Raw genomic sequence first — 14847 nt, 5'->3', positions numbered from 1 at the left:
TATGGCCCCCTTCCGCTTTTTCACATCTGCATCAAGTCCTATTGTCAGGAGCAAAAAGGGGACGCTACCCTTTATTGCTATATTTGCGGTAGAAGCGATGGTGAAGATCATGCACCTGCTCCGCGAGGGCGGGTACTGGACCCTCTACCAGGATGCCGGGGACAACCTCCTGAATCCGCAAGGCCCGCACTGGAGGCGCGGCACCCCCCAGCTCAGTGAGCCATGCGGCCAGCTGCTCGGAAGAACTTGCGTACACAATGCGGCCTAGGCCAACCCAGCCATGGGCGGCGGCACACATTGGACAATGTTCACCCGAGGTGTAAACGGTCGCCGCCGCTCGCTCCTCAGAGGTCATGTTCGCCGCGGCCCAGCGCGCCAGTTCGAATTCTAGATGGCGAGTTGGGTCGCCACTGCCTACACGATTGCGATCCTCGGCGAGCACGGTCCCATCCGCCGCGACGAGCACAGATCCAAATGGCTCGTCACCCGCTTCCAGGGCCTCGGTCGCCAGCTCTACGCAGCGGCGCAAGTGTTGCAAGTCAGTATCGGTCAGCATAATAATCTCCTGAGATTTGTCATTACGCTTTTGCCTGCATTCCAGGCGAAGAAAATAACGACGAATCTGAACGGCAATGCCTAACTACAGTTAGCCATCCTAAATGACGCAGTCTAACCAGGTTTTCTAAATTTTGGGACAAAGATAAAATTGATATAGTTTCATTTATCTATAGCAATATAGTTTGTCCTGATAAGAGTGCCATCTCCGTCAGTAAACTGTTCTGCCCCCCCTAATTCCATTTCCAAATCAAACATGACACAAGAGCGAGCCGCAGACAGGATAAATAATACGGCAAGGAGAAGCCGATAAAGCCAGGTTTGATTTAGAAATGGAATAAATTGTTGGAGCACGTCAGGACTGAAATCTATTTGAAAAAGAAATAAGGAATCTGACGCACTTATTCGCTGTTTTTCAGGTATTTCCTTCACAGGAGTTAAAAACACCATGTTTCGATTAAAACTTTTCATCGCACCGATTTTTGTTTTGCTATTTTTTATCATTACCCCGGGGCAGTCTCAGTCTGGCGATCTTGAAGCAGAAAGTCTGGCAAAATTTGAATTCGCCCTGATCGGAGATGTGCCCTACAATACGGCTGATTTCTGGAAATTTGATAATGTCATTAAAGAAATCAACGCCAATAAAAAACTAGAGTGGGTGCTCCATGCTGGAGATATCAAAACCGGTTCGTCATTGTGTTCAGATGAGCTGTTTCAGGATCGCCTCGAGCGATTCCAGCAATTCCGGATTCCCTTTATTCTGACACCCGGTGATAATGAATGGACAGATTGTCATCGCTTCAGTGCAGGATCTTACCAGCCACTCGAGAGATTAAGCCGTTTGCGGACACTTTTTTATCCAAAAGCAGAGATGAGTCTGGGACAATCGCCTATGCCTGTCATCACCCAGGCAAGCGATCCCAGCTATCCAGAGTTTGTTGAGAATGTACGCTGGATGAAAAATCATGTCATGTTTGCCACTTTACACATTGTTGGCAGCAACAATGCCTTGGCATCTTTTTCGGCACGCACTCAGGCTGATGATGAGGAAGTCAAGCGCCGGATAAAAGCGACACTTTCCTGGCTACACCAGACTTTTGACGAAGCCAGGGCTCGGAATGCTCGTGGAGTATTCTTACTCTTTCAGGCTAATCCAGGGTTTGAATTAATCAAAGGTGATCGCAGACGATTGGGATTTGAAGAAATTCTCGATGCCTTCGAGCAAGAATCGGTGAAGTTTGGTAAACCTGTCGTCCTTGCGCATGGCGATTCGCATCACTTTCGGGTAGATAAACCATTGTTAGATAATATCAACAAGAGGCAAATAAAAAATGTCACGCGTGTAGAAACATTTGGCGCTGATGACGTTCACTGGCTGCGCATTATTGCTGATCCCTCCTCACCGGAGGTTTTTACCATCCATCAGGAGATTGTGGAGCAGAATCTGAAAAAACGTTCACTATTCTAACGAAGAAAGGGTAAGAGCAACGCCGCATTCGCGCCTGGAGCGACATACGATGCACTTCGTAGCGATCCCACCATTCTGATGAATGAGAAAATTTCGAAAATGCTTCTATGTGTTATGGGCTTAGCGCTCCAATCAAGCGGTCAACTGCGGTTTTTAGGATCATGTACATTTGCTACTTTCCGTCAATTGAGCTGAGTCTGCCAGGGAGCTGATGAAGGCGCTCGAATCGTGATATACAGCGTTATGCGCAGTATGTGAATCACGCTTACCAGCACAGCAAAACCTTATGGGAAGGATGTTTCTGCTCCTGCCCCTTCAGGAAAATGCCTATTTGGCTTGCGTGTCAGTGCCATATCGAACTGCATCCGGTATGGGAAGGTATGGTGGTGGCGCTTCGACTGAATACCGTTGGTCTAGCTAGCGAGTGAACGCGCAGGGGAAGATCGATGCACTGGTAAAGCCACACTCGCTTGACGTAGCGCTGGAGTTAGATAACACTGGCAGGTCAATGACTTACAAAGGGCTTATCGAAGACTGTTCAATCATGAATTAGAGCCGAGTTGGTGAATGAAATTCCGCGCGCGACAAATGGCACAACGCGCTGGGCAATGAACACTTCGCAGCACAGGTATCGACGGCTCTGGAGCGAAGTGCAGCGCCCGGCAAGGCTGGGCAGCCGCACAAGGCTGTAAAACCAGAACCCAGCAATCTGTTTCTCGCATAACCGAAAACCGTGGTCTGTTCCTATTCTGCTATTGATCCAGCTTCTCTCAACCCCCGCCTCCCCTAGGGCCGTTGGCCGCGCTTCAACCTTCCGGAACGGTTCGGGGGAGCGAAAAGTAGAAGGTAGCGCCTTCACCGACCTTGCCTTCGGCCCACACCCGTCCGCCGTGCCGGAGAACGATTCGTTTCACGTTGGCCAGCCCAATGCCGGTGCCTTCGAATTCACGAGTGCTATGCAGCCGCTGGAATACGCCATAAAGCTGGTGCGCGTACTGCTGGTCGAACCCGACGCCGTTGTCCTTGATGTAGATCATCACCTCGTCCCTCGCGGCCTCGCCTTCCTTCCCTGATATGACCGGAGCCGCTTGATCCCGATCGAGGCTCCCGATTTCGATGCGCGCGGGGTCGCGACCCTGTGTGTATTTCACTGCGTTCGACAGCAAGTTGACGAACACCTGGCGGAGCAGCATGGCATCAGCGCACACATGCGGCAGATCATTGATAGCCCAGTCGATGTTCCGTCCGTCAGTTTCCTGCCAAAAGCCGGTCAGCACATCGTAGACGAGCTGGTCTAGCCGGACCGGCAAGGGTCGCAGCTCCGTGCAGCCGATCTGCGAAAACTGCAAGAGGTCGTCGATCAAGACCTCCATGTGCTTGGCCGCCTCGGAGATCCGGGTCAGATACTGCTGACCTTTGTCGTCCAGCTCTGCGGCGGCGTGTTTCCGGAGCAGGCTCGCGAATCCATTGATGTGTCGAAGCGGCGCGCGCAGATCGTGCGAGACGGAGTATGAGAAGGCTTCCAGCTCCTTGTTGGCCGCGGCGAGTTTCTCGTTGGCCCGCCGCACGCGCTCTTCGACTAGCTGGCGTTCGGTGACGTCCCGCGCAGCGGCATACATGGTTCCGTCTGGCTCAGAAACTGATGTCCACGACAGGGTGCGCCAGGAGCCGTCCTTATGCCGGTACCGGTTTTCGAAGTGCAACACCGGCTGACCGTCAATCACCAGCTGTTCCACCTTTTCGAACGTCGCGCTATGATCGTCGGGATGCACGAAGTCGATAAACGGCCGGGCCAACAACTCCTCCATGCTCCACCCCAGCGTTCGCGTGAAGGCGGGACTCACGCGCTTGAAATAGCCGTCCCGATTGGCGATGCATAGCATGTCAAGGGACAGCATGAAAAATCGATCCAACTCCTCCTGGGTCCGTTTTCGCTCGGAGATCTCCCGGCACAGGTCGTCATTCGCCCTGGCCAGCTCGTCGGTCGTGCGGCGAGTCATCTCAACCCGCTTCCCGGCCTAGAGCCTGCAGAAGGCGCTGCGTCGCCGCGGGTGCATGTGTATAAGAAAAATCAACGCTCTTTTTCATGGTAAATGAATGTACAAGGAAGCAAATGGAGTGTCAAACGCTCTGACAAGCGATAGCAATCAAAAATTCAAAAAATTTGTGCTCAATTGGCAACAAAAATTGCTGGATTTAGATCATTTTTTGCCTTTCCGACGAAAGAGGCGCAGAGAGCACTCAGCCCAGTTATGAAGTGGATTGAAAATGGCGAGCTTGGAATCAGATAGATTCGAAAGGATCAAAGACTTGCGCTGATGCTCCAGGTAGCGCTCAGGAAGGCAGGTGTGGTGGTGCATCCGGCTGAATACCGTTGGTCTAGTTACCGAGTAAATGCGCAGGGAGAAACCGATGCAGTGGTGAAACCGCACCCGCTTTAGGTGGCGCTGGGATTAGATGACGCTGGTAGGCAAAGGGCTTACAGAGGGTTTATCGGGGGCTGTTCCGTTATGGATTGGAATCGGGGCTGGTGGATAAAATCCGGCGAGCGACAAATGGCACAACGCGCTGAGCAATGGGCGCTTCACGGCACAGGTATCGGCGGCTCTGGAGTGACAGGCAGCGCCCGGCAGGCCTGGGTGACTGCGCAAGGTTATAGAACCAGAACCCGGCAATCTGTTTCTCACATAACCGAGAACCTTGGCCCGTCCCCTATTCCAACGCAAATATCAGGAATTATTTAACCTGGATCCCTCAGTTGGACGGAATGGAGTGTGCAGTTTTGCGAGTACAGGGTAAGGGCAACGATGCGGAATGGTCATTCCATTCCAAGGAGTTGCAACGCAGTCAGTACTTGCAAAATCGTACAATCCGCACCGAAGCATGAACATCTGAAAGACACGAGTAAAATCTACAAAAAATGTAGAATATTCATACCGTTAATAACAGCATAAGCGATCAATTGAGGAATCCAGGTTTAAATCCATACTGGAGCTAGATACGGCGATCACAGGAGGCGAATACGACATTTTATTCAGGCAGTGAAAAATAAAAAACGGCCCCTTCTCCCGGCTTGCCCTCGGCCCATACTTTACCTCCATGTTTGTTAATGATGCGCTGCACAATAGCCAGGCCCACGCCCGTGCCTTCAAATTGTCCTTCGGGGTGCATCCTCTGAAAAATGCCGAAAAGTTTGTCGGCATAGGTCATATCGAAGCCCACACCATTATCGCGGAATGAATAAACGATTGTCCCGTCTTTTTTGTAGGAATCAATCTCTACTCTGGGAGCCTCTGAATAGGTGGAGTATTTAATGGCATTGGAAAGGAGGTTAATGAATACCTGTTTGATGAGCATCGCATCTGCGCTAGCTTCGTCTAAATTGCCGATGAGTATCTCTGCCTTATGTGGGTTCATGGCTTTAAAGTCCTGGGCAATATTTTCCGCCAGCATCTTCATGTTGACTTTTATTTTCCTTACCTCTTTTCTTCCCAATTTGGCAAATGCCAGCAGGGCGTGTATCAAGGCATCCATTTTTTCCACGTTGTTCCGTATTCTTTTTAAAAATGTTTTGATGCTTTCATCAAGCCTGGCATCTTGATTTCCTTCGAGGATGGTCAAATACCCGTTGATCACCCTTAAAGGAGCACGTAGGTCATGCGACACGGAATAGGAAAACGATTCCAGTTCTTTATTCAGTTCGGTAAGCAGGGCAGTTCGTTCTTCTACCTTTAATTCTAATTCTTCATTAAGTTTTTTGATCTCCGCCTCGGCTTTTTTGCGATCGGTAATATCTACCGACAGTATCAGGATACCCTGGGGCGCAGGCTGAATACTCAGCTCAAACCAGCTCACCGTGCCATCGGAGTAAGTAAATTCATTTTCAAAATGAAGGAAAGTCCTTTCTTCCATACATTTTTTTAGGGCGCTGAACACATTGGTATTTTCAACGTCCGGGAATATTTCGATAAGGGTGTGGCCAAGCAATTCTTCCCTTGTTTTTTTAATTTGCCTTACCACTGCATTGTTCACGTATAGATACGTCCAGTCAAAATCCAATACCTGCAGGCCCTCGATCATGTCCTCTACCACCGATAGGTCAATGTTAGCAACCTCTGATACAGCGCGGTATTGCCGCAGCATTTTAATCGGCTCTTCTCTGATTCCGTTGGTCAGATCATCCATGTCTATAAAATAATTGTTTGGCAGTCTTTTTCCTCTCAACAAACTAGTCTGACTCGCAGGAGGGGCAAAAGCATTGGAAATTTGTCTTTTCATAATTTGTTTTCATCCCCTTATAATCCTATTGGGTCTTGGGAAGTTCAGTACTTGCTAAAGTGTTCTAACTTCTAAGACGAATATAAACCCAGATTTTCCATTAGGAAATGTGAGAGAAAGTGTCGGTTGCGATCATCCAGCTGTTATGATTTTCTGCCGCTTCGTTCAGATTGATAAGTTCCAGCATGTATTGTTCATAAGCATTTGCTTGAGACATAAATGTGGCTCCATTTTTTTGATTTGTAGAATTTAAAGAGTATTGTTCTAAAAGCAGCTTTAGCTTTTTGCTTGTAGAGTAAAACTGTTTAGTCTCCTTCTAAGAAAAGCAATATCTATGCCAAAAAATATTTATGCTAAAAGAATCAATTGGTTCTGTTTTCTTTGAGAATAAGGAGAGAAATTGAAATGTCTCTGTTTAACTACATAAAAATTAGTAAACTTAATTAATGTTATATTTTATAGTAGTTTTTAATGTAGTCATAAGGAGACGATTTATGCAAATTGAATTAACAATTCACTCGAATCCAGCGTATTCTGATTAGTGCATAATTTATTCTGGAGGGTTTTTGTGGATGTGTAGTCGTATGGAGACAATTTATGCAAATTGAATTAACAATTCACTCGAATCCAGCGTATTCTGATTGGCGCACATTTTTCTCCAGAGGGCTTTCGTGGATTTTCAACTTCGCTTTACCAATAAAGAGATAACGGCTTAGGGTGACATGGGTTGCAATCTTCACGTTGATGATTTGCCCTGGATCTGGATTCGACGGTAATGACACGCTATGGACAGCAGGAAAGAGCGGCGCGAGGCTACAATCCGCGCAAGCGCGGACGCTATTCTCACCATCCATTGATGGTCTTTATTGCAGATGTTCATATGGTAGCCAATCAATGGCTGCGTCCAGGCAATAGAGCCATAGAGCGAATAATGCATTGCCTTGTCTTAACGACAGTTTAGATAAGCTGGGTGGCAAACGAGTAGCGTTGCTGCACTTCAGGGTTCACCATGGTGACAACGAGTTTACTCGTAGTGAGCGGCATATTAACGACATCGAATCCTTCTGGCATTTTGCAAAAAGACGTTTGGTAAAATTCAATAGCGTGCCTGAGCATACTTTTTATCTGTACCTGGAAAAAACCGAATTTCATTTTAATCATCGACGTGATAATCTTTCCATGAAATTCTTAAATTGTTACTTTAAACCCGCTTTAACTTCCTAAGATCCCTTATATTTAAGCGTAATAGGGACGAACAGACCACAGTTTTCTAGCAGAATTTGTCAGTCGCAATAATTGATAAGTGCCAACTTATGCCTCGGCGTGCCCGCCTCGCACTACCAAATATTCCACTTCACCTTATCCAATGCAGCAACAATCACCAAGCCTGTTTCTTTGCCAAAGAGGACTACCGCTTTTATTTGAATTGACTGATCGAGCACATGCCAGCAAGACTGGTTGCAAAGTGCCGCCTATGTGCTCATGACCAGCCATATGTACATTTGCTGCTCTCCGCCGATCAAGACCAGAACCCAGCAATCTGTTTCTCGCATAGCCGATAACCGCAGTCTGCCCCCTATTCTGTGTCTCCTATTCTGCAGTTGCCGGCGCACCGGCAACTGGCATGATCTGAAGCGCAGCTATTTTAGCCCGCGCTCAAGTATTGATTTGCTGGGCCGTGATTGTGTACTTGAAGGTATCGGAGTCCAGCTGATCCAGCACTTTCCCGCCGGTCTCCCCATTCGGATACATGAAGTACGCGATCTTGGTCCTGGAGTTCGGCAAGACAACGTCGTGGGCAGTGTTGTAGGCGAGCCAATTCATTTCCCAGGCGCCGAACAGCCTCCTGCGCAACGCCACGACTTTCGGATCGTTGATCTGCAGGTTGCCAGGCGACTCCTCCAGTACCACCTTGCGCACGTCTGCGGGATCGACCGGCACCCAGCCTATGCCCTGAGCGAAAAATTCCGCGCGGCAGTGCTGCCCCTTGCTCGCGTTGGTACTGCCGAGTCCGAGGCTCTTGTAGCCTAGCTGCGAAGGCGCGACGCGCACCCCGTAGATATCGCGCGCCGCCACGCCGACCGATCGCGCCAAGCCGACGAACAGTGCGTTGAGATCGCCGCATTTACCGCCGAAATAACGCGTTTCCAGCATCGTCTTGATGTCACCCCAGCCGCAACCCTTAACCTTGGGATCGCGAAAGGTGTTGTCCACAACCCACTCATAGATCGCGTGCGCCCTTTCAATATCCGTCCTGGCATGCCGGGTGATGTCTAGCGCGGTCTCACGCACGATGCCGTCGGTCGGAATGAGTTCCGTCGGTTCAGTGTAGAGACTCATTTCGGCTTGCGACAAGCTGGGGGCATTCGGGTTGGGCCTGGAGAACTCCACGGCGCGGTCGCGCGTTGCGAAACGGCTGCTCACCTCGAGCACGGGGGCTTTCTCGCCCTCCTCCCATTCCACGCAGAGCATCTCCGCACCGTATTTTGACTCGGTAACAACCTTCACCTGCCCGTTGCCGCTCCATGTGTTGCCGAGCGGCGTGTGCCAGTCGGTCTTCGCCGTGTACGGCAGCGGAACCCAGGCGCGTGAAACACCAGAAGGATTGACAATTTCCAGCTTCGTGACCACCTCGTAAGTGCGCCAACCCTCACCCTGCGCGGCAGCGATCACGTCACGTACGATCGGCAGCCCGGCAATGAATGGAGTCGCGAGAGCAGCTTGCAAGAAAGTGCGTCGTTTCATGTGATCTCTCCCGATTCAATGAATCCGACTTGCGCAGAGCCGGGGCGATCATTTATTGAATTTTCAAACCTATAACGCAAGAAGAGAAACATTTGATAAATACTAAATATAAAAAGTGAATCCGATCAAAAAATAATGTTTAGCAAATCAGCGAAAGCATGCTCCTATAGCGAAGCAGATAAGTCTTTTTCGCCGCCCTATCAGAATTTAGCACCCTTGTTTATGATATTGAAGATAATCAATAACGTCTTTTTTTGAACCTTTAAAACAGGGAATCACTTGGCGGCGCTCAAGAGAGCTTAGATAGAGCGGATCATAATAATATTTTACAAGTTTTTTGATCCACACTTTGTTTGATCGAATCTCGTTCATGTTCAAAAAATCCAACTGTGCATTTTCCAAATCGCCCAATATCTCCTGGAGCCTCTTCCCTCCCAATTTTTTGCTGATCATTTGCAATGAATTCTTATATTTTTCGAAGAGTTGAAGAGCTTGATTGTGCAAAATTTCTTGTGCTCCTTCAATCTCAACGAATTGTTGTTGAGCTATTTGTCCTTGAGGTTCCATTAACCTTTGTGGTTGCCATTTTTGCCCTTGCCGTCTTTGTTGCGCATGACCGATCGCAGTATTGAGGACGTAATCCTCAAAAATATTTTCTACTCTCGCTTCAAAAGGTTCATCAAGCCAAATGACTTCTGAAGACCTCATGCGTGCAAAGAAACTTGCTGGCAAGTAAACCTTTCCTATAAATCGACTTTCATCCTCAACCATCAACGGTCCATCAGATTCAATCCGGTTTTCTAATTTAAGCAAACTCACCGCCAACCGATTTTCAAAATCAATTTGTGTCGGCTGAGGGATCGGAAATCCCCCAAAAGCGGAGCCACGATGCTGGGCGATGGCTTCTAAATCGAGAGAAGGATAAATATCCCTCACTGCATGAATCAGCTTGGTTTTTCCACTACCCGTAGGCCCGGTAATAACCAATTGTTTCTTGCCTTCACTAAATTTATCAATAGCGTCCATTAAAAATTGACGCACCATTTTATAGCCACCAACAATCAGAGGTCTTTCAATACCTGCTTCTTTTAACCATTGTTGAGTGATCTGCGACCTCTTACCTCCCCGAAAACAATAAAGCACAGTCCGGGGATTCCCTCGCACAAACTTCAACCACTGATCCAGACGACTTTGTTTTACAGGACCTGAAATAATCTGATAGCCCAGACGGACTGCGGCCTCCTGACCTTGATTCTTGTAGGTAGTCCCAACAAGCGCACGCTCTTCATTATTAAGTATGGGAATGTTGACGGATCCAGGAAGAGAACCTTGCAGAAACTCCACCGGCGCGCGCACATCGATCAACGGCGTTTCCGTTACGAATAATTCTTTTAATTCATCAATTCTGATATTTTGATTACTCAAAGACCACCGCTTTATCTTGACGAGGCAAAACCTCTCCAATAATCTCAGCAGATTTAAATTTGGTGCGCAAGGCCTGAATCATGGCATGACTTACTTCAGAGGAAACACTCAATAACAAGCCTCCGCTTGTCTGTGGATCATGAATTAAAAGCCTGTAAAGATTATCCAGATTTGAAACATCAATGTTAGATATAGTGTATTCCGCATTTGTCCGGTGGGCTTTCGTCAAAAAAGAGTTTTCCAGACAGAAAAAAGTCTTAGTAAACCGTGGAAGTTTTTCTGTTTGAATTCTTAAAGTCACCTGGCTGGCATTAGCAAGTTGCATGGAATGACCGGAAAAACCAAAACCTGTGATATCTGTCGCAGCGTGAACCGCTGCTTGTAAGTCCGGAGTCATGCAGTCAATGGCGTTATTGACAGTAACCATACTATGCAAAGCCTCCATGATATCTTCTTCTTGAGACTGCTGTCTTTTTAAAGAAGCCGTCATTGTCCCTGTCCCCAGAGCTTTTGTGAGCATTAAATGATCACCTATTTTAGCTCCTGCATTGGTCCATACTTGACTTGGATTTACAAATCCAGTGACCGACAGGCCAAATTTCAAAGTATCATCATCAATAGAATGTCCACCGACGAAATTAGCCCCAGCCTCTGCGATCTTATCACTGGCTCCTTGCAAAATATCAATAATGATGTTTTCAGACATGGTTGCCAAAGGAAATGCCAAAATTCCCATGGCTGTTGTTGGTTTACCTCCCATCGCATAAACATCACTGAGGGCATTTGCCGCCGCAATTTCACCAAAAAGTTTCGGGGTGTCCACTATAGGAGTGAAAAAATCCAAAGTTTGAACCAGGGCGATTTCTTCATTGATTTTATAAATCGCAGCATCATCAAAAAGCCCTCCATCCACTAGCAAAGCGGGATGTGCTGCCGGAAATCTTACTTGTTGCAAAATTCGACGGAGTTCCGGAGCCGCAACCTTAGCGGCACAACCCCCTTTTTGCACAGTCTGTGTAAGTGCGATTTTTTCTGAACTCATGAATGCCTTGGGGGATAGGAAAAACAAACACTCTTTTTCATAAGAAATGAAAGTACAGGAAAGGGGATGGAGTGTCAAACACTCTGATAAGCAATCAAAAATTCAAAGAATTTGTGTTTATTTGGCAGCAAAAATTGCTGGATTTAGATCATTTTTGCCTTTCCGAGGAAAGCGGCACATCGTTATTCATATCAGGGGGACCTAATATGATCTGATAGATGCAAGCTGGCCGTGACGCACTGAAACCTAGCCGAGCAGATCGAGGTTGTTGATCACACGGGCGACGCCGAATACGTACCAGGTGTCAAGCTCGGCGCGCTGGCGTTCGTCGGCGGTGCGCACGTAGCCCTGGAGCGTCACGACGTAGTTGCTGCACTTGACGTCGATCTGCTCGGGCTGCACGAACGGGTCCATCTCGAGCACCAGGCGCACGGCGTCGATGACTTCGTAATCGGTATCCTCCTCCTGAGGCACGACATCGAGCGAGTTGACAACATCGCGGCAGCCAGGCGTCCACCAGGCGAGCACTCCGGCGATACGCTTGTGCGAAAGGCTGATCACCGTACCGTTGAGCGCGATGATCCCATCCTTGACTTCGAAGTCGATCGATCCGCCGTCGTCGGGCGGCGCCTTGCGCAGCGTCTCGAGCTTGCCGTTGCTCACGATGCGAATCGTGCAGTTACGCAGCTCGTTCGCGTTGAGCAGGAAGTTGGCGAGCGAGTCGCTGATTGCGCCATCGCCGCGCCGCTCGGAGGGCACGACGCGCAGCTGGTCGACAACTTCGCGCGTGCCTTCGATCGCACCCGCCGCTTCGAGGGCGAGCTTCTTGGCGGCAATGTCCGCAACCTCGCCCTCCATCACCACCGCGCCTTGCACCACGTGCACCTTCACCGGATAGCGATGTGGGTTGATGCGCGGCTCATTTTCGAGGGCCTGCTGGATACGCTTCACTACGACTTGGGCTTCGTTCATTTCGATCTCCCTGTCACTCGATTGGGGTATAGGAAAAATAAACACTCTTTTTCATATGAAATAAAAGTACAGAAAAGGGAATGGAGTGTTATACATTCTGACAAGCGATAGCGATCAAAAATTCAAAAATTTGTGCTCAATTGGCAGCAAAAATTGCTGGATTTAGGTTGTTTTTTGTTTTTCATGCAAAAGACACCCAGGGGGAAAGAACAGAGCCGAGAAAGACAAGCTTGGAATCAGATAGATCTGACAGAGCCAAAAATCTGCGCAGGTGCTCTAGGCGGCGCTCGGGAGGATAAATCCAGATGCTCAAGAATTTGAGTGATTGCGCCGGGTCGAGTGTATCGGTAAAGGAAAAGCACGTAAGCCCTATGAGTTTGGCGTCAAAGCCAGCATCACTATTACTCACAAGAATGGTTTGATGGTCGGTGCGATCCCCTTCCCCGGCAATCCCTATGATGGTCACATTCTCCGCGAACAGTTGGAGCAGATGAGAATCCTCCTGGCAAATTCAAGTGTCACACCGAAGTAGGTAGAGTAGTGGATCTCGGGCTCCAGGGAGCGGACATTGACAATCCGAACATGGAAATCATCCATCGTGGCAAGAACAAATCGCTGACGAAGCAGCAGCGACGATGGCTTAAGCGGCGCCAAGCTGTAGAATCGGCGATGCACTCCATGCGGTGTTGTGCGCAGCAGGTTACAATCTGCGCTGGTTGTTGCGAGCAATGGTTCGCCTTGGGCTGAAGGCAGTTTTTTGCGCCTTTTATTGCTTCAGCTGGTCAACTCTATAAACTCTATAAAGAGAGAGCGAACAGCTACTCATTGATGCGAATACCTCGCATGCCAAAATAGCATCGGCAGCTGGATGAATTTTGCAGGGCCGACTACACCATTTCATCATAATCATGCTACGACAGTAGTTGCTACCGAAGTTAATGATGGCGTTGCATAGAAATTTATTGATAACACTGCAGCAGATTTAAGGAGAAAATTTCAAACAATTGCACAGGCAACTATGACGTGAGGGCAAGACTGTGTCAGACAGAGAATTGTAAAACTCGGCAGCTTCCTTATTCCATTTCCAAATCAAAGATGACACGAAGGCGAGTCGCAGACAGTATAAATAATACGGCAAGGTGAAGCCGATAAAGTTAGGTTTGATTTAGAAATGGAATTAGCCCCTTTGTCAAACCATAAATAGGGAGTAATCTTTTGCATAGATATTCTTCCTTGCTTTCTTCATCGGTATAGCATATCCATCAACGCATCTTCATAGGAGAGTCTGCTTTTGCATCAATATTGACCTTTCTCTTTTGGCAAACGGCAAACACCAGACTTCTTTAATTTTACAGAGTCTTGCAAGCATGTCTTCGTATTCTTTGTTAATAGCTGCTCTTTCCGTCAGGCCGAGAGGCTGAATAATATATCCGTGGGGGCCGGGTAATATAACAAAAGGATACATACCAGCGGGTTCCCCACCACCTATGTCTTCATTGGAAACATCAGGGGCGTAGTACATAACGTGTGGAAAGTTAATGGTGATGACCCTGTCGCTTTCTTCCGGCTTGAAGTACGTTCTCAGCACTGGAGACAGCATGTATGAGATACCGGCTCGTTCCGGCGCTTTGTAGTACCCTGTTTTGTAACGGTCTTGGATGATTTTCTTTAGTTCGCTGGGAGGTGTGCCATTGGCCTGCATCTCTGCTGCATCAAAGAAGACCCGCATCTGTGCCTTGGCGCCCGCTTGGTCAAAGGAAATTGGGTAGAGAATATCATCTCTGTATTGAGTAAAGGGCCAGGACCCTCTGAAGGTATCATCGCCGGTTCGAGCAACAAAGGCGTGGAATCCATTAGTACCCTTGCGAGCAACTTCGAAGCCCTTATCAGGGTTTAAAATATATACCGTTGCATTGTCTCTGAGGTGTGGTGGAAGCGCACTTAGTGCCAACTGAATTTCCAGATCTTGCGGGAGCGGCTCGATTTTTTTCATCACCTCGAGAGTCTGCTTATCTTGCGTGCTTACTGTAAGCGAGAACACTAAACCTACAATTACTGCAATTGTCTGAAACTTTTTCATCTTGATCTCCATTTGAGTAGCATACGAATCTTTAAACTCTGCTGGAATACAGAGTTCGCACTACGAAGTGTCAAGAACGGGGAACCTTAAGCTTCGAAGGAAACATCTCGTGCGTGTGTATGGGAAAAAATAACCCCCTTTTTATCTATTAACCTATTTTCCTCAGTTGACCCTATAAAACAGCTGCAAACGTAGTACTGTAAAGGTTTTACGGTTGGATGAAGGAGTCACCTAATGGGTGAAAAGGATTTTGAGGAAAAAGGAGTAGTCAAGGCGGTAGGT

Annotated in this window: 15 protein-coding genes and 2 pseudogenes; 8 read left to right on the top strand and 9 right to left on the bottom strand. The window is 48.1% G+C overall.

Going from position 1 to position 14847, the window contains the following annotated elements; genetic code table 11:
- Positions 1-64: 64 nt before the first annotated feature.
- A complete protein-coding gene (locus BLV54_RS08825) occupies positions 65-496 on the bottom strand; it encodes a nucleoside deaminase (RefSeq protein ID WP_256329312.1) in 432 nt (143 codons plus the stop codon).
- On the opposite strand from BLV54_RS08825, the gene BLV54_RS16825 reads away from it, so the two are divergent.
- Positions 392-640 (top strand): hypothetical protein, encoded by a 249-nt coding sequence (locus BLV54_RS16825; protein WP_256329313.1) that lies wholly within the window; start codon positions 392-394, stop codon positions 638-640. The two genes, BLV54_RS08825 and BLV54_RS16825, sit on opposite strands and share 105 nt — an antisense overlap.
- A 77-nt stretch (positions 641-717) precedes the next feature.
- Here the strand turns inward: BLV54_RS16825 and BLV54_RS08820 are convergent, their stop codons facing one another.
- On the bottom strand, positions 718-1026 hold the full coding sequence (locus BLV54_RS08820; protein WP_143032459.1) for a hypothetical protein: 309 nt from the start codon (positions 1024-1026) through the stop codon (positions 718-720).
- Between BLV54_RS08820 and BLV54_RS08815 the strand changes: the two genes are divergently transcribed.
- Both BLV54_RS08815 and BLV54_RS16090 read left to right on the top strand, forming a co-directional pair.
- On the top strand, positions 1004-2023 hold the full coding sequence (locus BLV54_RS08815) for a metallophosphoesterase (protein WP_090570752.1): 1020 nt from the start codon (positions 1004-1006) through the stop codon (positions 2021-2023). The two genes, BLV54_RS08820 and BLV54_RS08815, sit on opposite strands and share 23 nt — an antisense overlap.
- 254 nt (positions 2024-2277) lie before the next feature.
- Positions 2278-2451, top strand: a complete 174-nt coding sequence (locus tag BLV54_RS16090; protein ID WP_176969722.1) for a hypothetical protein — start codon at positions 2278-2280, stop codon at positions 2449-2451.
- Between the two features lie 378 nt (positions 2452-2829).
- Here the strand turns inward: BLV54_RS16090 and BLV54_RS08810 are convergent, their stop codons facing one another.
- A complete protein-coding gene (locus BLV54_RS08810; RefSeq protein ID WP_090570749.1) occupies positions 2830-4023 on the bottom strand; it encodes a sensor histidine kinase in 1194 nt (397 codons plus the stop codon).
- Positions 4024-4341: 318 nt separating this feature from the next.
- Between BLV54_RS08810 and BLV54_RS16820 the strand changes: the two genes are divergently transcribed.
- Entirely contained in the window at positions 4342-4464 is a 123-nt protein-coding gene (locus tag BLV54_RS16820; RefSeq protein ID WP_256329309.1) for a hypothetical protein, read from the top strand.
- A gap of 69 nt (positions 4465-4533) precedes the next feature.
- Positions 4534-4767 carry a hypothetical protein gene (locus BLV54_RS08805; RefSeq protein ID WP_143032458.1) on the top strand — a complete coding sequence of 78 codons (234 nt, stop codon included), beginning with the start codon at positions 4534-4536 and terminating at the stop codon, positions 4765-4767.
- Positions 4768-5053: 286 nt separating this feature from the next.
- On the opposite strand, the gene BLV54_RS08800 is transcribed toward BLV54_RS08805, so the two are convergent.
- The gene (locus BLV54_RS08800; RefSeq protein WP_090570743.1) at positions 5054-6301 is read right to left on the bottom strand and encodes a sensor histidine kinase; all 1248 of its coding nucleotides are present in this window, start codon (positions 6299-6301) and stop codon (positions 5054-5056) included.
- A 775-nt stretch (positions 6302-7076) separates the two neighbouring features.
- Between BLV54_RS08800 and BLV54_RS08795 the strand changes: the two genes are divergently transcribed.
- A complete protein-coding gene (locus tag BLV54_RS08795; protein ID WP_090570740.1) occupies positions 7077-7262 on the top strand; it encodes a hypothetical protein in 186 nt (61 codons plus the stop codon).
- A 32-nt stretch (positions 7263-7294) separates the two neighbouring features.
- Positions 7295-7525, top strand: a pseudogene (locus BLV54_RS08790) (hypothetical protein); the annotation flags it as partial.
- 432 nt (positions 7526-7957) lie between these two features.
- Here the strand turns inward: BLV54_RS08790 and BLV54_RS08785 are convergent.
- The 4 genes from BLV54_RS08785 to BLV54_RS08770 all read right to left on the bottom strand — a co-directional run bounded on the left by BLV54_RS08785 (position 7958) and on the right by BLV54_RS08770 (position 12485).
- Positions 7958-9046: a transglutaminase-like domain-containing protein gene (locus BLV54_RS08785; protein WP_090570737.1), complete on the bottom strand. Its 1089-nt coding sequence runs from the start codon at positions 9044-9046 to the stop codon at positions 7958-7960.
- A gap of 207 nt (positions 9047-9253) precedes the next feature.
- Positions 9254-10471: a tRNA 2-selenouridine(34) synthase MnmH gene (gene mnmH / locus BLV54_RS08780; protein WP_090570734.1), complete on the bottom strand. Its 1218-nt coding sequence runs from the start codon at positions 10469-10471 to the stop codon at positions 9254-9256.
- Positions 10464-11513: a selenide, water dikinase SelD gene (gene selD, locus BLV54_RS08775; protein WP_090570732.1), complete on the bottom strand. Its 1050-nt coding sequence runs from the start codon at positions 11511-11513 to the stop codon at positions 10464-10466. The genes mnmH and selD overlap by 8 nt, the downstream gene beginning before the upstream one ends.
- Positions 11514-11759: 246 nt before the next feature.
- Positions 11760-12485: a BON domain-containing protein gene (locus BLV54_RS08770; protein ID WP_090570730.1), complete on the bottom strand. Its 726-nt coding sequence runs from the start codon at positions 12483-12485 to the stop codon at positions 11760-11762.
- Between the two features lie 334 nt (positions 12486-12819).
- Here BLV54_RS08770 and BLV54_RS08765 point away from each other — a divergent pair.
- Positions 12820-13279: pseudogene (locus BLV54_RS08765) on the top strand (IS5/IS1182 family transposase); the annotation flags it as partial.
- 479 nt (positions 13280-13758) lie between these two features.
- On the opposite strand, the gene BLV54_RS08760 reads toward BLV54_RS08765, so the two are convergent.
- Entirely contained in the window at positions 13759-14565 is an 807-nt protein-coding gene (locus BLV54_RS08760) for a hypothetical protein (protein ID WP_143032457.1), read from the bottom strand.
- Positions 14566-14847 lie beyond the last annotated feature (282 nt).

Origin of the sequence: Nitrosomonas sp. Nm33, from assembly GCF_900107265.1 — a bacterium.
Lineage (GTDB): Bacteria > Pseudomonadota > Gammaproteobacteria > Burkholderiales > Nitrosomonadaceae > Nitrosomonas.
This window is presented reverse-complemented; position numbering and strand designations above follow the sequence as displayed.